Origin of the sequence: Acinetobacter sp. V110_1, from assembly GCF_031798975.1 — a bacterium.
In the GTDB taxonomy this organism is placed as follows: Bacteria; Pseudomonadota; Gammaproteobacteria; order Pseudomonadales; family Moraxellaceae; genus Acinetobacter; species Acinetobacter nosocomialis_A.
In genome coordinates, this window is record NZ_JAVQNN010000015.1 from 144,415 (window position 1) to 167,795 (window position 23,381).

20 protein-coding genes and 2 tRNA genes are annotated in these 23,381 nt (G+C 40.1%); 7 read left to right on the plus strand and 15 right to left on the minus strand.

Annotation, left to right across the window (positions count from 1 at the left end; genetic code table 11):
- Positions 1-18: 18 nt before the first annotated feature.
- From aroK to RMA95_RS05335, 6 genes are all read right to left on the minus strand, one after another.
- Positions 19-588: a shikimate kinase AroK gene (aroK, locus tag RMA95_RS05310; protein WP_000643712.1), complete on the minus strand. Its 570-nt coding sequence runs from the start codon at positions 586-588 to the stop codon at positions 19-21.
- 11 nt (positions 589-599) lie between these two features.
- The gene (locus RMA95_RS05315; RefSeq protein WP_311069804.1) at positions 600-2,726 is read right to left on the minus strand and encodes a type IV pilus secretin PilQ family protein; all 2,127 of its coding nucleotides are present in this window, start codon (positions 2,724-2,726) and stop codon (positions 600-602) included.
- A gap of 62 nt (positions 2,727-2,788) precedes the next feature.
- The gene (locus RMA95_RS05320; protein ID WP_031956424.1) at positions 2,789-3,316 is read right to left on the minus strand and encodes a pilus assembly protein PilP; all 528 of its coding nucleotides are present in this window, start codon (positions 3,314-3,316) and stop codon (positions 2,789-2,791) included.
- A gap of 10 nt (positions 3,317-3,326) precedes the next feature.
- Positions 3,327-4,067: a type 4a pilus biogenesis protein PilO gene (locus tag RMA95_RS05325; protein WP_311069805.1), complete on the minus strand. Its 741-nt coding sequence runs from the start codon at positions 4,065-4,067 to the stop codon at positions 3,327-3,329.
- Positions 4,064-4,708 (minus strand): PilN domain-containing protein, encoded by a 645-nt coding sequence (locus RMA95_RS05330; protein ID WP_031956429.1) that lies wholly within the window; start codon positions 4,706-4,708, stop codon positions 4,064-4,066. Before RMA95_RS05330 ends, RMA95_RS05325 begins: the two co-directional genes overlap by 4 nt.
- Entirely contained in the window at positions 4,708-5,766 is a 1,059-nt protein-coding gene (locus tag RMA95_RS05335; protein ID WP_311069806.1) for a pilus assembly protein PilM, read from the minus strand. The genes RMA95_RS05330 and RMA95_RS05335 overlap by 1 nt, the downstream gene beginning before the upstream one ends.
- 161 nt (positions 5,767-5,927) lie before the next feature.
- Here RMA95_RS05335 and ponA point away from each other — a divergent pair, with 161 nt between their 5' ends.
- On the plus strand, positions 5,928-8,486 hold the full coding sequence (gene ponA / locus RMA95_RS05340) for a penicillin-binding protein PBP1a (RefSeq protein WP_311069807.1): 2,559 nt from the start codon (positions 5,928-5,930) through the stop codon (positions 8,484-8,486).
- A 17-nt stretch (positions 8,487-8,503) separates the two neighbouring features.
- On the opposite strand, the gene RMA95_RS05345 is transcribed toward ponA, so the two are convergent.
- The 9 genes from RMA95_RS05345 to RMA95_RS05385 form a co-directional block, all read right to left on the minus strand.
- Entirely contained in the window at positions 8,504-9,328 is an 825-nt protein-coding gene (locus tag RMA95_RS05345) for a putative RNA methyltransferase (RefSeq protein ID WP_311069808.1), read from the minus strand.
- 2 nt (positions 9,329-9,330) lie between these two features.
- Complete coding sequence (locus RMA95_RS05350; RefSeq protein ID WP_311069809.1) at positions 9,331-9,663, minus strand: hypothetical protein; 333 nt, start codon at positions 9,661-9,663, stop codon at positions 9,331-9,333.
- A gap of 60 nt (positions 9,664-9,723) precedes the next feature.
- Positions 9,724-10,842, minus strand: a complete 1,119-nt coding sequence (gene mraY, locus RMA95_RS05355; protein ID WP_263614739.1) for a phospho-N-acetylmuramoyl-pentapeptide-transferase — start codon at positions 10,840-10,842, stop codon at positions 9,724-9,726.
- Positions 10,843-12,243, minus strand: coding sequence for a UDP-N-acetylmuramoyl-tripeptide--D-alanyl-D-alanine ligase (gene murF, locus RMA95_RS05360; RefSeq protein ID WP_311069810.1), 1,401 nt, complete (start codon positions 12,241-12,243; stop codon positions 10,843-10,845).
- Positions 12,244-12,251: 8 nt separating this feature from the next.
- Positions 12,252-13,751, minus strand: a complete 1,500-nt coding sequence (locus RMA95_RS05365; RefSeq protein ID WP_311069811.1) for a UDP-N-acetylmuramoyl-L-alanyl-D-glutamate--2,6-diaminopimelate ligase — start codon at positions 13,749-13,751, stop codon at positions 12,252-12,254.
- A gap of 3 nt (positions 13,752-13,754) precedes the next feature.
- On the minus strand, positions 13,755-15,587 hold the full coding sequence (gene ftsI / locus RMA95_RS05370) for a penicillin-binding protein PBP3 (RefSeq protein WP_263614742.1): 1,833 nt from the start codon (positions 15,585-15,587) through the stop codon (positions 13,755-13,757).
- A gap of 11 nt (positions 15,588-15,598) precedes the next feature.
- On the minus strand, positions 15,599-15,931 hold the full coding sequence (locus RMA95_RS05375; RefSeq protein WP_002051754.1) for a cell division protein FtsL: 333 nt from the start codon (positions 15,929-15,931) through the stop codon (positions 15,599-15,601).
- A complete protein-coding gene (gene rsmH / locus RMA95_RS05380) occupies positions 15,931-16,854 on the minus strand; it encodes a 16S rRNA (cytosine(1402)-N(4))-methyltransferase RsmH (RefSeq protein WP_032027507.1) in 924 nt (307 codons plus the stop codon). Before rsmH ends, RMA95_RS05375 begins: the two co-directional genes overlap by 1 nt.
- A gap of 226 nt (positions 16,855-17,080) precedes the next feature.
- Positions 17,081-18,079 carry a sulfate ABC transporter substrate-binding protein gene (locus RMA95_RS05385; RefSeq protein ID WP_263614743.1) on the minus strand — a complete coding sequence of 333 codons (999 nt, stop codon included), beginning with the start codon at positions 18,077-18,079 and terminating at the stop codon, positions 17,081-17,083.
- Between the two features lie 401 nt (positions 18,080-18,480).
- On the opposite strand from RMA95_RS05385, the gene RMA95_RS05390 reads away from it, so the two are divergent.
- The 6 genes from RMA95_RS05390 (at position 18,481) to RMA95_RS05415 (ending at position 23,195) form a co-directional block, all read left to right on the plus strand.
- Positions 18,481-18,780 carry a hypothetical protein gene (locus tag RMA95_RS05390; RefSeq protein ID WP_031956437.1) on the plus strand — a complete coding sequence of 100 codons (300 nt, stop codon included), beginning with the start codon at positions 18,481-18,483 and terminating at the stop codon, positions 18,778-18,780.
- A gap of 117 nt (positions 18,781-18,897) precedes the next feature.
- Positions 18,898-20,406 carry a glutamate--tRNA ligase gene (gene gltX / locus RMA95_RS05395; protein WP_240287612.1) on the plus strand — a complete coding sequence of 503 codons (1,509 nt, stop codon included), beginning with the start codon at positions 18,898-18,900 and terminating at the stop codon, positions 20,404-20,406.
- Positions 20,407-20,463: 57 nt separating this feature from the next.
- Positions 20,464-20,539 (plus strand) — tRNA-Ala (locus tag RMA95_RS05400).
- A gap of 25 nt (positions 20,540-20,564) precedes the next feature.
- Positions 20,565-20,640 (plus strand) — tRNA-Glu (locus RMA95_RS05405).
- Positions 20,641-20,775: 135 nt separating this feature from the next.
- Entirely contained in the window at positions 20,776-22,194 is a 1,419-nt protein-coding gene (locus tag RMA95_RS05410) for an amino acid permease (protein ID WP_311069812.1), read from the plus strand.
- Positions 22,195-22,310: 116 nt separating this feature from the next.
- On the plus strand, positions 22,311-23,195 hold the full coding sequence (locus tag RMA95_RS05415) for a hypothetical protein (RefSeq protein ID WP_311069813.1): 885 nt from the start codon (positions 22,311-22,313) through the stop codon (positions 23,193-23,195).
- Positions 23,196-23,381 lie beyond the last annotated feature (186 nt).

Sequence of the window (23,381 nt, forward strand, 5' to 3'; positions counted from 1 at the left end):
AACCACTAGTCAGTTCGTCTATTTTAACTTGTTCGATAGAATAAGTTGCAAAATCTTTTGTGCAAGATCACGTGCAGCACCTTGATTTGTTTCAATCGTATAGTGTGCAACTTCGCGATACAAAGGATCTCTAATCTTTAATAAATCCCGCAGTTTTTGTTCAGGATTTTCAACTTGTAATAAAGGTCTGTTTTTATCGCGATAGGTTCTTTGTAGTTGTAATTCGACAGGAGTATAGAGATAAACAACAATTCCACGTTGCTTTAAAAATTCTCGATTAGGTGCTTGAGTAATGGCCCCGCCACCCGTTGCAAGCACTAAGGCTTTACGTGAAGTAAGTTCATTTAAGACCACAGTTTCACGGGTACGAAATCCAACTTCTCCTTCTTTTTCAAAAATCCAGGGAATAGTTGCCCCTGTCTTGCGCTCAATTTCATGATCACTATCTAAAAATTCACGCCCTAATAGTTCTGCTAAATGACGTCCAACGGTTGTTTTTCCTGCCCCCATGGGCCCTACCAAATAAATATTTGGTAGGGTTTCAAACGCTTTGCTTGGCAAGGCGCCACCTATTTCAATTGCTTTCATTAAAAAATATATTAATGATTTCTCGCTAAAGTGTCATTAACAATTCGTGGTGTAACGAAAATCAGCAACTCTTGTTTATCATCAGACTTTACGTCTTTTCTAAATAAACGCCCAACTACAGGAATATCACCAAAGAAAGGAACTTTGGTTTGAGAATTCTTTGTCGTCTGCTCAAATACACCACCTAAAATGACAGTCTCCCCATTATCCACCAATACATTGGTATTGATATTATTCTTATTCAGAATTAATTCACCATTCGGTGCCTCACCAGCTATAGAATCCTTAGAAATATCTAATTTCATTTGAATCTTGCCATCAGGTGTAATGCTCGGAGTAACATCCAGACTTAAGAGAGCATCTTTAAATGATGTTGTCGCTGCAGAACCAGCACCAGAAATGGTCGTCATTAAATAAGGAACTTGTTGACCTGTTGCAACTTTCGCAGTTTGTTTATCAGCAGTCATGACTTTAGGTGTTGAAATCACTTCACCATAGCCATCAGCTTGTAAAGCAGATAACTCAAGATCCAACATGAAGTCAGACATACTGATGAGACCAAAGGCAATACTTCCCGCTGGATTAGAAACTCCCAAGTCAACGTTTAAGTTATCAGGGCGCTCAATAGTATATTTATAGCCTCCCGTAGTCTCATCTTTTTTAGGCTCACGCAAATTCCACAGGGTTGTTTCACTACCACCAACCAATAAGTTTTTATTATTGGTAATACCTTGCGAAAGAATACCCCACTTCACCCCAAGTTCTTTGGTAAATGATGTAGAGGCTCTTACAATACGTGCCTCAACCATGACTTGCTTAACTTGCACATCAAGCAACTCAATCATTTTACGAACTTTATCAATATTTTGTGCTGTGTCATTTACAATCAAGGTGTTAGTGCGTGAATCAGCTACAGCACTACCACGGGAGCTCAGTAAACTCTCTAAAGCAAGAGTATCTGAATTGGCAGTACGGTTTGCAGCTGCCCCTTTTGCATCACGAGAATCTTCAATTAACTTAAGTACATCAACAGCTTTCGCATAACTCATACGAATATAATCTGTTTGAATCGGAGCTAACTTAATTGTTTGCGCTAAGGCTTTTGCTTCATCATCTTCTGCTTTAATTAACTCAGCGACTGGTGCAATCCAGATCACGTTCCCGTTACGTCGTTTATCAAGGTTTTTCGTCTTTAAAATAATATCGAGTGCTTGGTCCCAAGGCACATCTTTCAAGCGTAGCGTGATATTACCTTGCACACTATCCGCAGCCACCATGTTGATACCTGTAAAATCAGCAAGTAATTGCAAAACACGGCGTACTTCAATGTCTTGGAAATCTAACGAAAGCTTATTACCAGAATAAGTCGGTGTCTTAGATGAAGAAGGGATACTTTTATCTTGTGGACGTTTTAAGCTAATCGTGAGCTTATTTTCAGCCTGATACGCCATATATTCATAGCTGCCAGATGACTGAATAGTAATTACACCAGCATCTTTTTCATTATAAGCATCAATACTTGAAACTGGCGTTGCAAAATCATTTACATTTAAACGGCGCGCTAAATGGGCCGGAATTTTTGTACCTAAAGTTCTTATAACAACTTTACTGCCTTGTTGTTGAACATCTACAGGTGTATTACTCCCCAAAAGGTCGACAACAACTAAGCCTTCTCCCTGATTACCACGTTGAAAACCAATATTTGAAACCCCTTGTGGTTGTGCAGCGGCTACAGGTATAGGCTTATTACTGGTTTGAGCCGAATTAATTTTTAAAATGAAAGTATTACCTTCCACTCGTGTTGTAAAAGCGCCAGCATCTTTTAGGTTTACGGTTAACCGTGAACGCTGGTCATCTGAAGTCACATCAACGGAACTTGCTTCATTGGTTGCAACTGCAATTTTAGACTGTTTTAAACTTTGCTGCGCCTTATCAAAATCTAGTATTAAACGTGAAGGATTTTCAAGTTGATAAGCTTGTGGCTGTGGTGGTAAGCCATTAAACATGACTCTAATTTCTGTGCCCTGACCTGCTATTTGCGTTGGTACAATATTGGTCATGCTGACCTGTGCAGATGCAGCCTGCATAATTGCAACAGCTACAACCCCCAAAGAAAACTGACGGAATACCTGATTCATTGTCTGACCATCCCCAATTAAATAATCTTTAAAAATACTTTTTCGTTGTTATTCCCTAAGTTTTAGGGTGCTGGCCCAATCAAGACCAATGTTCTCGGTCTCTCGACATAGCCTTCTCGACCATCTGGTACGATCTCAACCAAATCAATCTGGGTCGGGCTAATATGAGTAATACGGCCCTGATTCATACCCATATAATTACCCACTTGTACCCGTTCAATTTGATGATCTGGTGTTTGGATTAAAGCCAATATTTGACCACGATTATTACGCATGCTTCCTTTCATATTTAAAGCTTCAAGTGCATAACTTTCTAATGGCTGTGGCGTACGTGAGAAATTTGGATAAACCCGTTTTCCAGCCATAATCTTGAGTTCAGCAGCCAGCGAGCTTGGCATAAATGGGCTTTTCAATTGATGAGCAGCATAATTAAATTGTGGTACAGGGGTAAAAATCGGTGCTGGTTCAATAGGTAACGGTGGCTGGTTACGGATACTTGCCATTTGCTGGTTCACAGCATCGATTCTTGAATCACATCCCACAAGGGCAGCACAAGCCAAAACATAAAGAGTAATTTGCTTAATTTTCATCATCACTCTCCTATTTCGGCTGAGCAGAAGTGCTAGTAGATGCAGAGGCTGCTGGAGCCTGGGCCGATTGTGTCGGTGTATCTGTTGCTTCTACATATCGATAGGTTTTCGCTTTAATAGAATAATTCAGTACAGGAATATCCGACTTACTATCTTTGGCTGGGGATGCATCAACAGTAAAATCGTGCATGGTTACAATACGCGGTAAAGCAGCAATACTACTTACGAAAGCTCCAAATGCGTGATAGTCCCCTGTAGCCTCAATTGCGATAGGTTGTTCGATAAAAATTTCTTGCTTCACTTCATTTTCTAAGCGGATATTTTTAAATTTCAATCCAGAGTTCACACCAGTTAAGTTAATATCTTCAACTAAACTTGGAATCTCTGTTTCTTTCGGCAACTGTTCTAATTGCTGGTTGAAATTTGCCTGCATCTCTTGAAGTTGTACTTGATACTGTTGAAGGTTACGTAATTTCGAGTCTTTTTCTCGAAATTCATTTAATAAATTACTTTCCTGAGCTTGAGCATTGCCAATTGCTTGTAGCTTGGGTTGAATAGCAACAAAATATCCCAAAGCTAACACAACAAAGAAAATAAAAATCCAGCAAGTAATTTTTACAGATATTGGCCAACTACCATAGTTGTTCATATCCAGCGTATTAAATTGCTGAAGGAATTTATCTAAATTGAATTTCTTTTTCTTTGAAGCTGATTGCTCTAATGATAATTCTTGAAGTTCATCTTGACTCATTTGGCTGCCCCCGTGTCTTTAGCTACGGCTGGCTTATCAGCATCCTTATTCGTTGTGGTCACGCCCATTTCCCCCAAATCGACAGTCACAACAAAACTGCCATAATGATCTTCTACTCTAGGAAGAAGAGAACTCGCAGTCTTATCTTTTTTATCTTCAGTCGCCAAGAAAGAGCTCATAAAAGCATTACGATACCAAGGAGATGCTTCAAGATTACGGAGTAATTCAGCTACCGTATTTGGACTTTCAGCCTTACCCTCTATTGTAAATTTATCCCCGGTTCGGCTAAATTTAGTAAGATACATTGCTGGTGGCGTGACTCGAACGAGTTCATCAACTAGTCGCACCACTACTGGACGTTGACCCTGCAAATCTTGAATCAACTTCATGCGCTCAATAATGGCATCACGCTGTTCTTGTAAACCGTTTAATGCTTTTAATTGCTGATCAAGGTTTTGATTTGTACTTGTAATAAGTTGGTTTGCCTGCGTTTGATCATCTAGTTTATGATCAAAATAGAACCATCCCCCAAATACGGTTGTAATCCCCAAAACAACCACCCCAAAGCATAAAGTTATAAATTGTTTTTTTCGTTGCTCCCTCAGCTCTTCACGCCAAGGTAGTAAGTTAATTGTTGCCATTAATCAAAACTCCTTAAAGCCAAGCCACACGCCACCATTAAAGATGAAGCATCATTTTCAATTTTTTGAACGTCGACTTGAGGAGAAAAGCCCATTTGTAAAAATGGATTGGCAATAGTGACTCGGTAACCTAATTTTTGCTGCAAAAGCTTGGCGAGGCCTGGAATATTGGCATTACCACCAGCTAGTAAAATATGATCAATTTCATTGAATTGGGATGAAGAAAAGAAAAATTGTAAAGAGCGAGCTGCCTGCTGAACTACAGCATCTAGAAACGGATCTAGTACTTCAATTTCATAGTCATCTGGTAAAGTGCGATCTTTTTTCGCGCGGCTTGCTTCTTCTAAAGACAAACCATAACGACTTTGAATTTCAAGCGTAAGTTGCTTGCCCCCAAAGACCTGCTCACGGGTATAAATAATCTTGCCGCTTTGCATGACAGATAATGTCGTCATGGTATGGCCAATATCTAAAATCCCTATCGTATTTGCGCCCATCGGTAAGCTATCAGCAAACACACTAAAAGCACGTTCGACCGCATAACTCTCGACATCTGCCAATTTAGGATTCAAATCTGCCAATTCAAGGACTTCAACGCGTGTTTCAACGTTTTCAGTTCTTGTTGCGACCAAAAGAACATTTACACGATTTGGATTTGAAAGACGATCAGGCAAAACCTCAAAATCAAGGCTCACCTCATCCAACGGGAACGGTATGTACTGCTCCGCATCCACACGAATCTGAACTTCACGTTCGTCATCGCTCATATCTGCATCCATTTCGATGGTTTTATGAATAACCGTCGATGTCGGAACAGCAATTGCAGCATTTTTGGTCTGGGGATTTGCTAAATTCATCGCCCGTTCCAAAGCCTCTGCCACTGCTTCTGGATTTAAGATATTTTTTTCAACTACACTGTTTTCAGGTAAAGGCATCAAAGCATAGCTTTCCACCCAATATTTACCGTTCTTGACAGAGAGCTCTAACAACTTAACAGAAGTCGAACTAATATCGACGCCCATTAACCCCTTATTAGGTTTACGATATAACCTGAGCACACTATTGTCCTATTATTTTTTTATCCCCAAAAAAAATTACAAACCAATAATCTCGGTCTTTATTTTTACACGGATACAATATCTCATCTAACAATCCGCATGTCTAAAGGCTATACTGACCACAATTAGTTTGTATTCGATCTTATTAAAGCTTACTTATCATGAAAAAGCTATCCAGTTTGGGCTTCGTGCGTCCAATTTTTTTGATCATTATTATTATCTTAGTCTCACTTCCAATGGGATTTTATGGCATGTATCTCTATATTGCCCCAACCCTCCCGGAAATGAGTTCACTAAAAAAAGCACCGCTTTTAAAGCCATTGCAAGTCTATACAGCCGACAACCAACTTATTGCTGAGTACGGTGGCAAACTTTCTATTCCGGTTGAATACAAACAAATTCCTCCTACTTTTATTCATGCCTTCCTAGCAGCAGAAGATTCTTCTTTCTTTGAACACAGTGGCATTAGCTTTAAAGGTTTAGGTCGTGCTTTAAGTGAAAGTGTGACTGGTTCTGATGTGCAAACAGGTGGTTCGACCATCACCATGCAGGTTGCAAAGAACTATTATTTAAGTCCAGAAAGAACATTAAAACGCAAACTAACAGAAATCTTTTTGGCTCGAAAAATTGAGCAAAACTTATCCAAAGAGGACATCTTAAGTCTTTATGTCAATAAGATTTTCTTGGGTAAAAATGCTTACGGTATCGCAGCTGCTGCAAAAATTTACTATAACAAGAGTATCAATAAGCTTAGCATTGCTCAAATGGCTATGATTTCTGGCTTACCGAAAGCACCGTCTAAATACAACCCAGTTGTTAACCCAGAGCGCGCACTTGAACGCCGTAACTGGATTTTAGGACGTATGTTGCAGCTCGGTTATATTTCTCAAGCAGAATATCAAAAGGCTGTTGCAGAACCGATTAACTTGAACATGCCTAACCGCGACCTAAATAATATTCACCCATATGCAGGTGAAATGGTTCGTTCAGAGCTTGTAAAACACTTTGGTGAACAAGCAATTGACTCAGGCTATAAAGTTTATACAACTATTAATGCCCAACGTCAGGCTATTGCTGAGAAATCTGTACAAGATGGCTTAGAAGCTTATGACCGTCGTCATGGCTGGCGTGGAGCTGAAGCACATGACAAACCATTAAGCCAATTTAGAGCTTATGCCAATACCTACCCTGCGGAAGTCACCAAGGTAAATAACAACTCTTTTGAAGCATTAATGCAAGATGGCTCAACAGTTACTGTGCAATGGTCTGGCATGTCATGGGCACGTCCCTATCGCAATGCGAATAGTGTAGGTGGAGCACCTTCACGTGCATCTCAAATTGTTAAAGTGAAAGATATTGTTCGTTTACGACCAAATGATGCCAAGACTGCATGGTCGTTAGTGCAAGTACCAAAAGTTCAAGGCCAACTTATTGCAATTAACCCAAATGATGGCTCAATTGAAGCCATTGTTGGTGGTTATAATTTCTATCAATCAAAATTTAACCGTGCTTTACAAGGCTGGCGTCAGCCTGGTTCTACCATCAAGCCATTCCTCTATGCTTTAGCATTAGAGCGTGGTATGACTCCTTACAGCATGGTCAACGATAGTCCAATTACCATTGGTAAATGGACACCGAAGAATTCTGATGGCCGTTATCTAGGTATGATCCCCTTACGTCGTGCTTTGTATTTGTCGCGTAATACCGTATCAGTAAGACTTTTACAAACAGTAGGGATTGAACGTACTCGCCAGTTATTCATGGATTTTGGTTTACAAGAAGATCAAATTCCACGTAACTACACCATTGCTCTAGGTACACCACAAGTATTACCAATTCAAATGGCAACAGGTTATGCAACGTTTGCAAACGGTGGTTACCGTGTTCAACCACATTTCATCCAACGTATTGAGGATGCATACGGCAAAGTTATTTACGAAGCTAAACCAGAATATGCATGTATTCCATGTATTAATGCCCCTGAAACAAAAGGTGATGCGCAGACAACTACACCAGATGATCAAGTTGTTGAAGTTACCAATAAAGAGTTAGAGCAGAAAGAAAAGGCAGCTAAACAGCTTAACCTCAAGCAGACCGATAAAAACAATAGTCAATATCGTCAAGCACAGCGTATTTTAAAATCAAGCTCAGCTTATGATATGGCAAATATCTTACGTGATGTAATTGAGCATGGTACAGGTCGTGCTGCGCTTAAAATTGGTCGTAGTGACTTAGGTGGTAAAACAGGTACAACGAACGATGCAAAAGATGCATGGTTTGCGGGCTTTAATGGCAAGTTAGTTGCGATTACATGGGTCGGCTTTGACCAACCGACGACTCTTGGTCGTCGCGAGTATGGCGGTATTGCGGCATTGCCAATCTGGATTAACTTTATGGACCAATCCCTAAAAGGTACTCCAGCAGCTTGGGTGAGTTTAGATAAAGATGCTCAGGCGCCGATTTCTCGTGACAAACAAGCTGTCGTTACTGAAGTAACAGATAAGAAAACATATCGTGCTGCACCGCCATTAGCACGTCCACTCTATCGTCCTGCACCGCCACAACCGAAAGCGAACACCAATAATGACTTTGATGATTTACCTGGTGAGGAAATTGTAATTCCATCTAAAGCAGCACCTCCAGCAATGAAGCCTTCACAAGGAGCAGCGCCGAGGCGTGACAAAGATGAATTAGAAAACTTGATTAACCAAATTGAGTAAAAATAAAAAAGCCATCGTTAGATGGCTTTTTTATTACGCTTTTGGAAAAGATATATTTGAAATGATGCTGTTACTTGCAGTTGCGATTGTTGTTCTAATTGCATGCGACGCTCTGGAGAGGCCTTATATGCATACGGGGTCATAGCAATCAGACTCTTTAAAGCTTGTTGGTCAAGTAATAAAGGAGCATCTATAACTTGCTGTTCTTTCAACTCAAATAAATCTTGCAGTTGTTCAACAAACTTTTGCGGTGTGTGCGGATTGACCTGCTCAAACAGTGCTTCACGCATCGCATATAAATGTTCAGTTGCAGGTGTGACAACAATTAAATATCCATCATCTTTTAGTACACGTAAAATTTCTGCTTGCGGAATCGGGCTAAAAAGACTGGTACACACATCCATACTCTGATCGATTACAGGTAAAGTTGCTCCTGTACCCACGACCCAAGTCACTTTGTCATTTAACTTTGCTGCACGTTGTACTGCATTTTTTGCAATATCTACGCCTATACACTGCTCAACAACATGCTGCATTGCACTGGTGTAATAGCCCTCGCCACAACCAATATCAAGTACAGCTTTGGCTTTAAGCTGTTTCAGTAAATCAACTACAGCTTGCTGTAAAGGTTGATAATAGCCACCTTGTAAAAAGGCACGGCGCGCATCTACAGACTCGGGAGTATCCCCCGGATTTTTACTGTGTTTATGCTGTACAACGTGTAAGTTCACATAACCTTGTTTTGCAATGTCATAACTATGACCCTGATCACATCGCCAAGTTTTACTTACTAATTCGAGTCTCTGTCGACACACGGGACACATTAAATTTTGCATAGTCACTTCTAATTATTCTCTTGTTCTTTTTGTTGTAAATAAGCCTTTGCTTGCGTACCAACAAAAGTACGGCCCGCATTTGTTCCATTAATCCATTCATTTACCTCAAACAAATCAAATAAACCAATTTTAATTAAAGTCGGAATCGCAATTTTTAATTCCTCTTCAATTTGGCCTCTTTGCCCCGCATTATACAAATCAATGTTATGCAGCATCGTCGCTACTGTTCCAGTTTGTACCTGACTACCATCTTTAAGTACAACTTGAGGTAACACTTCCCCATCACTAACCACTTTTTGGTTAATTACATATAATTGGTCTAGCCCAACAACCTTTGTCATTTACCTCTCCAATAAAAAAAGCCAGTAGAAACTGGCTTTATATTGACACCAAAATAAGTTCTAGCGCAATTTTAAGGTCATTAGGCCTAAAACAACTAGCATAATCGTAATAATCCAGAACCGGATAACCACTTGGGTTTCTTTCCAGCCTTGTTTTTCATAGTGATGATGCAATGGTGCCATCAAAAATACGCGCTTATTCCGCATTCGCAACGACCCGATTTGCAGGAAGACCGATACAGCCTCCATCACAAAAACACCACCCATAATCGCAAATACGATTTCTTGGCGTACCATAACGGCAATTGTTCCAAGCATTGCGCCTAGAGCTAAAGCACCCACATCACCCATAAAGACTTGAGCTGGATGGGCGTTATACCAAAGAAATGCCAAACCCGCACCAATCATGGCAGAACAGATTACAACCAGTTCTGAAGTATATTTAACATATGGAATATGCAAATAATTAGCAAAACGGATATCGCCAGATAAGTAAGCAAATACGCCTAAACCAGAAGCAACCATAACGACTGGCATAATAGCTAAACCATCTAAACCGTCAGTTAAGTTAACTGCATTAGACGCACCGTTAATCACTAAATAAGTGAATACAATAAATGCCAAACCTAAAGGAACAATAGAAAGTGGAATAGAAAGATTCTTAAAGAAAGGAATCAATAAATCCAGCATATTTGCAGTGTGTTCTGCATTAGATTGTTCAGTTGCAATTAAATATAAGGCAATACCAGCACCGAGTGACGCAATAGAAGTCCAGAAGAACTTCTTACGAGCAGGTAAACCAGCATTGTCTTTATAGCGAATTTTAATCCAGTCATCTGCCCAGCCAACTGCGCCGAATACAACCATTACACCAAGCACAATCCAAACATAAGGGTTAGATAAATCAGCCCATAACAAAGTACTAATACCGATTGAAAGTAGGATTAAGATCCCACCCATCGTCGGTGTACCCATTTTTTTAGCATGATTTTCAGGAGCAAATGAACTTACTGCCTGACCGTATTTTAACGCCTGTAATTTACGAATCATGATCGGCCCGAGAACCAAACCAATGGTCAGTGAGGTTAATACACTGAGTAAAGAACGTAATGTTAAATAACGAACGACCTGAAACGAACTGTGATAGCCCGCAAGGTGTTCAAACAACCATAACAGCATTTAAAGTTTCTCCATCAAATCAGCCATCAACGTTTCCATATGAGTAAAGCGAGAACCTTTAAACAGGAAACTCATGGACTGTGGTTGATGTGTTTGGATTAGATTGATTAAAAATGGAAGCGCCTCAGCTTGAGTCTGAAATGCTTTCAATTTATTAGAATGAAGGCCTGCACCTTCGAGAGCTGCTGAGGCAAACTGCCCCACTGCAATAATATGGTCTAAAGGAAGCTCGGCGAGGTCGCGACCTAAATCGTGATGTTCTTGCCAACTGCTATCGCCTAACTCGCCAATATCCCCCATCACCATGACTTTAATGCCATTTTGTTGAAGTAATACTTGTGCCGCAGCACGCATGGACGTTGGATTAGCGTTATAAGTGTCATCAATAAACAAGTAAGGCGCTTTTTGAATAAAGTTCAAACGACCTTTCGCACCTTGCGCTTGCTCTAAACCTTTTACAATATCTTCTAAGCTAATCCCTAGCGCTAGAGCAAACGCTACGGCTGCCGTTGCATTTTGTACATTATGCTCACCAGCAAATGGCAATCTTACAAAGCTAGAACCTTGAGGCGTATGTAACTGAAAATTGACAGACTGTGGCAATAATTCAATATCTGTAGCAAAGACGTCACCACCTGTACCAAAGGTAGAGATTTGATGATCTTTCGCTGCTTCACGAATCTCGGTAGTGAAGTCATCTTGTTGCGGAACAATAGCAACGCCCTGAGGCAAAATATGACGATAAATTTCCGATTTAGCACGACAAATGCCATCACGCCCGCCGAACTCACCCAAATGAGCAGTTCCAATATTTAAAATGCCAGCGACGTGTGGCTGAACAAGTTTTGATGTGTAATCAATTTCACCTTGATGACTTGCGCCAAGTTCCATCACTGCATACTGATGTTCCTTACGAAGCTCGAGCAGCATCATCGGCACGCCTAGGTCATTATTTAAGTTGCCTCGGGTAATGAGTGTGGGTGCTAAACGAGACAGTATGCTTCCTAGCATTTCTTTGGTGGTGGTTTTGCCACTACTGCCTGTTAAAGCAATCACTTTCAATTGAGCATTTTGTTCGCGGCGATAAGCACCTAATTGCCCCAAAGCCAAACGAGTATCAGCAACCACAAGCTGAGCAATATCAACATCTAATGGACGTTCAACAATAGCGATTTGACAACCATTTGCTGCAACTTGTGCAACGAAATCATGTGCATCGAAACGCTCACCTTTTAGTGCTAAAAAGGCGTCCCCACTTTCTGCATGACGTGAGTCAGTCAAAATACGTTTAATTTCAGTTTGAGGGATCTGGTCTTTATGCCAGTAACCCTGCGTTGCCTGTTGTAATTGTTGAGCTGTCCACGGTTCCAAAGGCACGGTACTGGTGGTTGAAGTATGCATAATTTTTCCTATTGTGCAGGGTAAGCAGCATCTACCGTATGATGTTGTGCATCAATCGCAGAACGCACTTCAACCACATCATCAAACCAGTGACGCACACCATTAATTTCTTGATAATTTTCATGTCCTTTACCGGCAATCACCACAATGTCACCAGCTTGAGCTTGCTCTGCAACAAATTTAATGGCTTCACGTCGGTCATGAATTTCATGCATACGATGCCCTGAAAAATCGATTCCTTGCTTCATGTCAGCAAAAATCTGTTCAGGGTCTTCTGTTCTTGGGTTATCTGAAGTCAAAATAACCGGATTTGCGCCATCTAAAGCAGCTTGGGTCATGAGTGGACGCTTACCACGATCACGATCACCACCACATCCAAATACTGCCCAAAGCTCATTAGAAACATGACGCTTTAATGTTTTAAGCACTTGAATCAATGCATCTGGCGTATGAGCATAATCGACTACAAATAGTCGCTCATCATCACGAATGACTTGCATTCGGCCTGGGGCACCAACTAGTTTAGGAACAAAATCAACTAATGCTTGTAAATCGAAACCAGCTTGCTCAGCAGCTATGAGTGCAGCAATCAAATTTTCAACATTGAAATGACCTAATAGCGGACTTTCTACCGCAAATGAACCTTGCAGCCCCATCAAATTAAAGGTTGCACCTGCCAAGCTATAACTTAAATCGGTAATGTAATAATCAGCTGTATTTTGAGTAAGCGAATAAGTCAAAATTTTAGGTTGTGCAGGATTATTCTGTGCAGACTTAATCATTAAATCTGCATGAGCATCATCTAGATTAATCACAGCAACTTTTAACGAATTAAACTGGAACAAACGAGCCTTTGCTTCTGCATAAGCTTCTAGGGTGCCATGATAGTCGAGGTGGTCACGACTTAAATTACTATAGACAGCAATTTCAATATCACAACCATTTAGTCGGCCCTGCTCAAGACCATGTGAACTCGCTTCTAAAGAAGCAAAAGTTGCACCCTGCTTAGCATAAGCATGTAATTCATTTTGTAATTGTAGAGCATCAAGAGTGGTATGCGTAGAAGGTGTCAAGTCCGGTAAAATACCATTACCAGTCGTCCCCATCACTGCACAGCGCTGATGTTGTGAACTAATTAACTCAGCAATTAAGCGAGAAATAGTCGTTTTACCATTTGTCCCTGTTACAGCAATAATCCGTAATGGTTTAACTGTATCAGTCTGTTGTAAATAACATTTTTGCCACTCACCCATGCGCTGGCGCACATCAGGACATACCCACTCATTTGCCACACCTAATTCGGTTTCACTAATTACGGCAAGCGCTCCATTTGCTAAAGCTGCTTCAGCAAATGTACGTGTTTTTTCAGGTTGGCTATAACTGGTCAAAGCAATAAAAATTTGGCCTGTTTCGATTTTACGACTATCTAAACCAAAGCCATGAAATGGCTGGTGAGGCCATTGTGCATCAATCTCGATTGGATTAATTTCTTGAAAAGAAACAGTCATAGCTTACCTGCGAGTAGGATTCTGTGGAGTATTAAGTGGCTTATCAAGCGGTACGTTCATTAAACGTAGCGACTCTTGCATAATACGAGCAAAAACTGGGGCAGCAACCAAACCACCGTAATAACGACCTTGTGGATTTTCCACAACCACAATAACAGCTAAACGCGGATCACTGATTGGTGCAACACCGGCAAATAAAGCACGATATTCACTATTTGAGTAACCCTTACCATCAGCACGCAATTTATGAGCGGTACCTGTTTTACCACCTACTCGATAGCCTGGAATATTGGCTTGTGTCGCTGTACCACCCGGCATAGTCACTTGCTCAAGCATTAACAAGACTTGATCAGCAATTTTCGGATTAAGAACCTGCTCACCCTTAGGTGCCTGATCTAATTTATGCAAGCTTAATGGCATTTTTACGCCATGATTTGCAAGCATGGCATAGCCTTGAGCCAATTGAAGAATAGTTGCGTTTAGACCATAACCATAAGCCATAGTACCAATTTGAGAAGAGTTTAATTTACTTACAGGAAGTACTAAACCAGAACTTTCCCCTGGGAACTTCACAGCAGAACGCTTACCAAAACCAACACGATTAAAGAAAGTCGGCAATGTCTCTTTTGGAAGTGATAATGCAATTTTTGCAGAACCCACGTTTGAAGACTTAATAATGACACCTGTTACGGTCAAAGTCCCGTAGTTATGGGTATCACGAATGGTATGCCAACCTAAACGCATTGAACCAGGTGAGGTATTTACAATGGTATTTGGTGTGTATTGACCTGTTTCTAAAGCAGCAGAAATTGTGAATGGCTTCATGGTTGAACCTGGCTCGAACATATCGATCGCACCACGGTTACGCATAGCATCTTTATTAGACAAGCCATTCTTATCATTCGGGTTATAAGATGGCCAACTGGTCATAGCCAAAATTTCACCCGTTTTAACATCAACCGCAATAGCCGTTGCTGAACGTGCATTATTCGCGACACCAGCAGCCGTCAATTCACGGTACATAATGTACTGTAAGCGAGAGTCGATACTTAAAGTGATATTCTCACCCGGCTCACCCTCACGGATTACTTCAGAAACTTTTAAACGGTTACCGCGCTTATCACGAATAATTTTTTGTTCGCCATCTACACCGGAAAGTTGTTTATTCAACTGCATTTCCAAGCCTTCAACCCCCTGACCCTCACTGTTGGTCAAGCCAATAATTTGAGCATTTGGCTGTGGTTGCGGATAATAACGTTTATAAGTTTTTTCTGCGTAGACCCCTTGGAAGTTACCTTTCATAATGAGGTCGGCTTGTTGCGGTGGAACTTCTTTTTTCAAAACCAAATAGCGAGAACGCGGACGTGCATTCATCTGTTTTTTAAGATCAGCGCGGTCAACACCGACCACATCGGCAAGCTCATCAAGGTTTAAATTTTTATCTGGTAACTGGCGTTTTAATTTACGATTTTTCGGATCTTGTTTTAGTTCAGCCGTAATTTGATCGTATAAATGTTTGGTTTCAAAATAATCACGTGGGTCCATCACAATTTTCATGATTGGACTACTAATCGCTAAAGGTACACCGTGACGATCACTAATCACACCACGCATGGCTTCTACACGTTCAGTACGCAAAATATTGGCATTGGCCTTATTTTGTAAAAAGTCCTTATTAATAATTTGAACGTAAAATGCACGTGCAATTAATACCACAAAACACAGGAGCACCACTGCCCAGAGCAGATAAAACCGCCACATATCAAAGGCAAGACTTGGTTTTTCCGAAATAGACTGCTGTTTTTTTCGTGTTTGCTTTGTTCGCTTATCTACCATACAGCAAGGCCTTACTTATTTTGCTCTGAGGTCATCGGTAAAGAAATTACCACCGTTTCTGCAGCCGGTGGCGAAAACATTCGTAATTGTGTCACAGCACGCGTACCAATTTGAGCAGTCGCACCAAATGTTTGTTGCTCAATCAATAAACGTCCCCATTCAGCATTGAGGTCGTCACGTTCACGCATATAAGAGCTTAACTCTCTATAATCATGACGGTATTCAAATACCTGTAATACCACCATCATGGCACTGATGAAAACCAATGCCACCATGACTGTATATATCACAACTTTTTTGACCACTTTATTTTCTGTGGTTTCGATTTCATCACTGCTTTTCATTACGCGCCTTTTTGTTCCAAGCGTTCAGCAACCCGAAGCCATGCACTACGTGAACGTGGGTTCGCTTTTACTTCTTCTTCACTCGCACGAACCCGTGAAATTTTCTTTAATCTTCTGGTATCAACTTGTTGTTGAGGCATGCCCCAACCAGAGTCCTCAGCAAGCGTTGATTCTTTTTGAATAAACTGTTTGATCAACCGGTCTTCAAGCGAATGGAAGCTGATCACAGACAAACGTCCTTTTGGTTTAAGCAAGTCTACAGCTTGCGGCAAAAACACTTCAATATCATCTAGTTCTTTGTTAATAGCAATACGAATTGCCTGAAAAGTACGCGTAGCCGGATGCTTATGTTTTTCCCATTTTGGATGGGCTGTTTTTACAAGTTCAGCCAATTGTGCTGTCGTATCTAATTTTCCAGCCTGTTTAATTGCTTTAGCAATACGTCGACTATATCGTTCTTCACCATATTGATAAATGATATTCGCCAACTGCTCCTCTTCAATTTCAAGCAACCACTCGGCAGCCGTCAATCCTTTAGAGTTATCCATACGCATGTCCAAAGGACCATCTTGCATAAAACTAAAGCCGCGTTCAGCTTGATCTAATTGAGGAGAAGACACACCTAAGTCTGCCATAATTCCATCGACACTTTGCACCCCAATTTCCTGCATTTTTTCTTTAATTTCAGCAAAACTTGCATGAATAATGGTAAATCTTGGGTCTTCTTGTGCTAAAGCAGCCGCAACTTCCAGAGCTTGAGGGTCTTTATCAAAGGCATATACTCGAGCATTTTCATCGAGTTTAGACAATAATAAGCGCGTATGCCCGCCTCGTCCAAAGGTTGCATCGATATACACCCCAGTTGTGCGATCTGCCAATAAGCTTTCAACGGTCTCAAAAAGTAAGACAGAAATATGCGACATAGGAGTTAAATCATAGCGTAAAAATGTAACTGCACATTATCACCTTGTTTATGATGAACACCAAACGGCTTTTTGTAGGAAAATATTAATTTTTCATAGAGAAAACCGTTTTCTTTGCATTTTTTAAGCAAAATAAAAAAGCAAGCTCACCTTTCCAGGTTCACTTGCTTCAATATTAAAAGTTTAAGTAATTTTTAAACGGCTACTCTAGCTATATTTATCTTTACTATTTCCCTTCATAAATCTGATCGAAGATGGCTCCATTGGCAAAGTGAGTTTGCTGAGCTTTTGCCCACCCACCAAAAACATCATTAATCGTAAATAATTTAATTTTTGGAAATTGTGCTGCATATTTTGCAGCGACCTGAGGATTACGTGGTCGGAAGTAATGTTTAGCGGCCAACTCTTGTCCTAAAGGTGAATATAAAAAGTTAAGATAGCCTTTTGCTAAAGTACGGTTACCGTCCTTGTCGACTGTTTTATCTACAATCGCAACAGAAGGCTCTGCCAAAATTGAAATGGATGGATAAACAATTTCATATTTATCTTTATCAAGCCCTTTAGTTGCCAATAGTGCTTCATTCTCCCAAGAGAGTAGAACATCTCCAATTCCGCGCTCAGCAAATGTAGTCAGCGAACCACGTGCCCCAGAATCTAACACTTTGACATTATGATAAAGTTTTTTAACCAGCTCTTTTGCTTTGGCATCATTTCCACCTGGCTGTTTTAAAGCATATCCCCATGCAGAAAGATAAATCCAGCGTGGTGCTCCCCCCGTTTTCGGATTAGGCGTAATAATTTCAACGCCAGGTTTAGTTAAGTCATTCCAGTCACGAATATTTTTTGGATTACCTTTCCTAACCAGAAAAACAACTGTAGATGTATAAGGTGCCGAGTTATTAGGAAACTCTTTTTGCCAGTTCGGCTGGATATATCCGGCTTTAACAATTTCATCAATATCATTCGCTAAAGCCAAGGTCACCACATCTGCTTGAAGGCCTGTCGCTACAGCTCGAGCCTGTTTCCCAGAGCCACCATGGGATTGTTTAAAATCAACGTCTTGACCTGTACGTTGCTTCCAGAATTTTCCAAAAGCCTGATTATATTCTTGGTAAAATTCACGGGTTGGATCATAAGAAACATTTAAAAATGTAGTCGCAGCCTGTACTGCACTTACGGCTAACCCCATATATGTAGCGACCGCAATTATTGCTATTCTTTTCATTTATAAAAACCAATTTCATTTTTAAACTATACTATATTTTTATGTTTTCATTTTTCCATCAAATACTTATAACAATTCAAGGTTTACTAATCACTTTAAACGATATAATTTCTGCTTAGTTTTTATTCATATTTTAGAAAAGTTTTGTAATTATTCTTATAGTTTATTTATAGTCTTCACTTTATCTACACATTAATTTGTTAAATAATGAGACGTAATGGATACAGATAGGCTACATTTAAAAGATACCAAGGTGAAATAAAGGTGTTTTTTGTAAAAAGTGTGACATAGTTCTACTTTTTTATTAAAATTTATGTTTGAATCGTAGCGTTACCGTAATTTTACATTTGGTTAAACTCAAAAAATAGACGAAATGTACGTACTGAGGGGATGAGTAAAAAATGAAAACTAAGTATGGAAAAGCTTTGAGTTTGGGTTTGGTGCTCAGTTTTGCATCACAATTATCTGTTGCCGCAGCACTCAAAGATACACCGAGCAAAAGCGTTTCGGACCGTCAGTCTTCGCTTATTGAAAAAGCGCTAGACCAACAAAAACGCAATACTATAGCCTTACCATCTACAGATGATGAGCTAAAAGTACTTAACACTATTCGTGTGACACCTACTCAAAATTTTCTTGCTGCACAGCATGAACGTTTTTCACGTTTTGTTCAGGCAATCTTCCAGCCACATACTTCTTAATATTTGAAACGGCCCCTCATCGTTTCAAATTAAGCCCAGTCTGCCGTTAAATAAAAACGTCAGAATACTGGGCTTTTTCGTTATAATAGTTTCAATTTTTATTTTGACCCATTATCTATGAAAGTTCGTACTCGTATTGCACCTTCTCCTACTGGTTTCCCTCATGTTGGTACTGCCTACATTGCCTTATTCAACATGTGTTTTGCGAAACAACATGGTGGGGAATTTATTTTAAGAATTGAAGATACAGACCAACTTCGCTCTACACCAGAATCTGAAAAAATGATTTTAGATTCTTTACGTTGGTTAGGTTTAAACTGGTCTGAAGGTCCAGATGTGGGTGGTCCTCACGCACCTTATCGCCAATCAGAGCGCATGGGAATTTATAAGCAATACGCGTTAGAACTTGTTGAAAAAGGTCATGCTTTTTACTGTTTCGCGACAGCAGAAGAACTAGATCAAATGCGTGCTGAACAGCAAGCACGTGGTGAAACACCAAAATACGATGGCCGTGGCTTAAAGCTTTCTCAAGAAGAAGTTACTCGCCGCCTCGAAGCCGGTGAACCTCATGTCATTCGTATGAAAGTACCAGAAGAAGGTGTGTGTAAATTTAATGACTTATTACGCGGGGAAGTAGAAATTCCTTGGGCACAAGTCGACATGCAAGTGCTTCTTAAAACAGATGGTTTACCAACTTACCATTTAGCAAACGTAGTTGATGACCATTTAATGGAAATCACACATGTATTACGTGGTGAAGAATGGCTTCCATCTGCACCGAAGCATCAGTTGCTTTACCAATACTTTGGTTGGGAAATGCCAACGCTTTGCCACATGCCATTATTACGTAACCCAGATAAATCAAAATTATCTAAACGTAAAAACCCAACATCAATTAACTACTACCGCGATATCGGTGTTCTACCAGAAGCCTTACTCAACTATTTAGGCCGTATGGGCTGGTCAATGCCAGATGAGCGTGAAGTATTTACTCTTCAAGACATGATGGATCACTTTGATATTCAACGTGTATCTTTGGGTGGTCCGATTTTTGATGTCGAAAAACTCAATTGGTTAAATGGCCAATGGATTAAAGGCTTAACACCAAGCCAACTATTAGACCGTTTACTTACTTGGAAAAGTGATCGCAGCACTTTAGAAGACATTGCTGCCGCTATTCAACCACGTATTAATTTACTTTCTGAAGCTGTGAATTGGGCTGGTTTCTACTTTAATCATATGCCACAAATTACAGCCGAAATGTTTGAAAGTAAAAAATTGACTCAAGAACAAGTTCGTCAAAGCTTACAATTTGCAATTTGGCGTCTTGAAGGTCAATTTACTTGGAATAATGACACGGTTAGCCAAACCTTAATGGACTTGGCAAATCAGATGGGTATTAAATTACGTGACTTTATGCCAGCGTTCTTTATTGCAATTGCCGGCTCAACCAGTTCTACACCAGTGATGCAATCAATGGTTACGATTGGTCCTGATTTAACCTTTGCTCGTTTACGACATGCATTAGAAATTGTAGGCGCACCGAGCAAAAAAGAGGTAAAAATCTGGGAAAAACTCAATGAAAGCTTAAAACTGCCGAAAAATGAAGCAACTAGCGAAGCTTAATTCATTTTTTTGTTGACGTGTGAGCGCATTCAACCTAATATTGCGCTCACACAAACTGGGGCCATAGCTCAGTTGGTAGAGCGCTACAATGGCATTGTAGAGGTCAGCGGTTCGATCCCGCTTGGCTCCACCAAGATCCTTTGTGTTTGCCTCATCAAGTCCCTATCGTCTAGAGGCCTAGGACATCGCCCTTTCACGGCGGTAACCGGGGTTCGAATCCCCGTAGGGACGCCATTTTCTATTAGAAAAATTCATTTTAAAGACTCTTTCATCACCTTCCTGTCTATTCTTTGACACCTTCTTGATTGCACATTTGTCTATTTTATCTAAAATAGCGTCTTTCTCAAATTCTCTCAATGTGTATGTAATATGCAGCCATCTGACAATCAACTAGATGCTCAGCATCAGAACAGTACTGCACCTTTAAAAAGAGCCATGAGTACTCGCCACCTTGTGATGTTATCGCTAGGGGGAGCAATCGGTACTGGTTTATTTTTAGGTTCAGGGGAAGTCATTTCACAAACTGGACCTATTGGCGCAATTATTGCCTACATTCTTGGGGGTGCGATTGCTTACATGGTTATGCTCTGTTTGGGCGAGCTGGCTGTCCACATGCCTGTTTCTGGCTCTTTTGGTGCATATGCGCAAAAGTACATTAGCCCAAGTACAGGTTACATGATTTCATGGATGTACTGGCTAACTTGGACAGCAACGCTAGGAACCGAGTTTACCGCTGCTGCTCTACTTATGCAGGAATGGTTTCCACAAATTTCAATGTGGATCTGGACACTTATTTTTGCAGTGACTATTTTTGGACTAAATATTAGTTCAACTCGAGTATTCGCCGAGTCAGAGTTCTGGCTAGCATTGGTTAAGGTCGTTACCGTTATTGCCTTTATTGTGCTTGGGTTATTAGCTATTTTTGGTTTAATTCCTTTTCATGGCGCTCAAACTGCTCCTCTGTTTAGTAATTTAACTGCCCAAGGCTGGTTCCCACACGGTTTCCTCCCTATCTTTACGACCATGCTGATTGTGAATTTCGCGTTCTCTGGAACAGAACTGATTGGTGTGGCTGCTGGTGAAACGAAAGATCCTGCACAGAACGTCCCTAAAGCAATTAATGCTGCAATCTGGCGTCTTCTTATCTTCTTTGTAGGCACCATTATTGTGATTAGCGCATTACTTCCTTTCCAGCTTGCAGGCTTAAGCAGTGAAAGTGTAAGTAGTAGTCCTTTCGTTACTGTATTTAATTACATCGGGATTCCATATGCTGATGACATCATTCGTTTTGTAATTATTACGGCACTGCTCTCAGCTGCAAATTCAGGTTTGTATGCAGCTTCACGTATGATGTGGTCTTTATCAGAACAAAAACTACTTCCAAGTGTATTTGCCACACTTTCAAAAAGTGGAACACCTATTGTGGCTCTGGTTGTTACCATGTTTGGCGCAATCCCAGGTTTGTTATCGGAACAGTTTGCACCTGAAACCATCTTTAAAAACTTACTCGGTGTTGCAGCTTTTACCATGGTTATTGTCTGGATGAGTATCTGTTTAAGTCAGTTCAATTTCCGTAGACACTGGTACCGAGCTGGACATACGGTTAAAGATTTAAAATATGCTGCACCACTATTCCCTATCGTTCCAATTTTAGGTTTTCTTTTCTGTTTTATTACCTGTTTAAGTATGGCAGCTGACCCTCAAATGCGAGCTGGTTTTGTAGGTTGCTTAATTTTTACTGCTTTATGCTATGTAAGTTACTTTATTTTTTATCGCGACAAAGCTTAAGTGCTTGTAATTAAAAAGTGTAGCAAAAAGCTACACTTTTTTTTGCCTAGATGCTGGCTTTATAGAATCTACCGTTGTAGATTAAAATTTATATTAAAAACAATTCTTTGCCTACAATGAAAATTATATTTATCCATGGGATGAATCAGCAGAATTACACAGCACATCGCTTAAAGGAGCATTGGCTAAAAGTATTTAAACTGGGCTTAAAACAATTACATTGTAGAGTTAATTTAAGAGATCTACATATACATATGCCATTTTATGGCGATTTAATGACGAAATATCAATTATCCAATCAATTAGACCTAAATACCTTACTTCCAAAATCTTTTAACTTTCACTTACCTATCCATTTAAACCAGCAAGCCTCTACACCTAAGGAGCATACTCCTTTTGTACCCCATCTCCCCCTTTCTCCTGATCAACCTGTAGAAAGCTTATCAGAACGTTTATATCTGACTTCACAGTTAGTAAAAGATCGTGTTCTTAAAGAAATGGTGGTTCTTTTAAATAATTTTCCCAAACTACATGAGAGTTTAATTCAACAATTCTTGATTGAAACTTACATGTATTTATCTAATCCTGACTTTATGTACGAAGTTCACCAAAGAATTTTAAAACAAATGCATGATGATGAAGAGTGCATTGTAGTCGCACACTCTTTGGGCTCTGTGATCGCATTTCACTTGTTATCAGATCCGGCTTATCATTTTTCAGTACAACGCTTTGTTACCTTGGCTTCACCACTTTCTTTTCGGGTGATCCAAAGTAAACTTCCCATTCCGATTGAACGACCAAAATGCCTCAATGGTGATTGGTATAATTTCTACTCAAAAGATGATTTTTTAACTGCTTTCCCGTTAAGTGAAGCACCTTTTGATTTTACCCCGCCCATCATTAATCAAGAGATTTTTACTTTTGCTAACCAGCCCCATGAAATTGTGGGTTACTTACAACATCACGAAGTTATCAAAGCCATTATCGAACCTTTTCAATAAAAATTAGCCATAAATGACTATATTTTCTACAATTTGAGTTATTTTTAAGCGCTTGACTGTTTTTTTTAATATTTCTTCAGAAAACTATTTGACACTTTTATTAAATCGACCTAATATACGCCCACCTCTGAAACGTCCCTATCGTCTAGAGGCCTAGGACATCGCCCTTTCACGGCGGTAACCGGG

Bases quoted from the DNA above. Each gene is read 5' to 3' on its own strand.
- aroK (WP_000643712.1), bottom strand. From the start codon at position 588: ATGAAAGCAATTGAAATAGGTGGCGCCTTGCCAAGCAAAGCGTTTGAA.
- RMA95_RS05315 (WP_311069804.1), bottom strand. From the start codon at position 2,726: ATGAATCAGGTATTCCGTCAGTTTTCTTTGGGGGTTGTAGCTGTTGCA.
- RMA95_RS05320 (WP_031956424.1), bottom strand. From the start codon at position 3,316: ATGAAAATTAAGCAAATTACTCTTTATGTTTTGGCTTGTGCTGCCCTT.
- RMA95_RS05325 (WP_311069805.1), bottom strand. From the start codon at position 4,067: ATGAGTCAAGATGAACTTCAAGAATTATCATTAGAGCAATCAGCTTCA.
- RMA95_RS05330 (WP_031956429.1), bottom strand. From the start codon at position 4,708: ATGGCAACAATTAACTTACTACCTTGGCGTGAAGAGCTGAGGGAGCAA.
- ponA (WP_311069807.1), top strand. From the start codon at position 5,928: ATGAAAAAGCTATCCAGTTTGGGCTTCGTGCGTCCAATTTTTTTGATC.
- RMA95_RS05350 (WP_311069809.1), bottom strand. From the start codon at position 9,663: ATGACAAAGGTTGTTGGGCTAGACCAATTATATGTAATTAACCAAAAA.
- mraY (WP_263614739.1), bottom strand. From the start codon at position 10,842: ATGCTGTTATGGTTGTTTGAACACCTTGCGGGCTATCACAGTTCGTTT.
- murF (WP_311069810.1), bottom strand. From the start codon at position 12,243: ATGCATACTTCAACCACCAGTACCGTGCCTTTGGAACCGTGGACAGCT.
- RMA95_RS05365 (WP_311069811.1), bottom strand. From the start codon at position 13,751: ATGACTGTTTCTTTTCAAGAAATTAATCCAATCGAGATTGATGCACAA.
- ftsI (WP_263614742.1), bottom strand. From the start codon at position 15,587: ATGGTAGATAAGCGAACAAAGCAAACACGAAAAAAACAGCAGTCTATT.
- RMA95_RS05375 (WP_002051754.1), bottom strand. From the start codon at position 15,931: ATGAAAAGCAGTGATGAAATCGAAACCACAGAAAATAAAGTGGTCAAA.
- rsmH (WP_032027507.1), bottom strand. From the start codon at position 16,854: ATGTCGCATATTTCTGTCTTACTTTTTGAGACCGTTGAAAGCTTATTG.
- RMA95_RS05385 (WP_263614743.1), bottom strand. From the start codon at position 18,079: ATGAAAAGAATAGCAATAATTGCGGTCGCTACATATATGGGGTTAGCC.
- RMA95_RS05390 (WP_031956437.1), top strand. From the start codon at position 18,481: ATGAAAACTAAGTATGGAAAAGCTTTGAGTTTGGGTTTGGTGCTCAGT.
- gltX (WP_240287612.1), top strand. From the start codon at position 18,898: ATGAAAGTTCGTACTCGTATTGCACCTTCTCCTACTGGTTTCCCTCAT.
- RMA95_RS05410 (WP_311069812.1), top strand. From the start codon at position 20,776: ATGCAGCCATCTGACAATCAACTAGATGCTCAGCATCAGAACAGTACT.
- RMA95_RS05415 (WP_311069813.1), top strand. From the start codon at position 22,311: ATGAAAATTATATTTATCCATGGGATGAATCAGCAGAATTACACAGCA.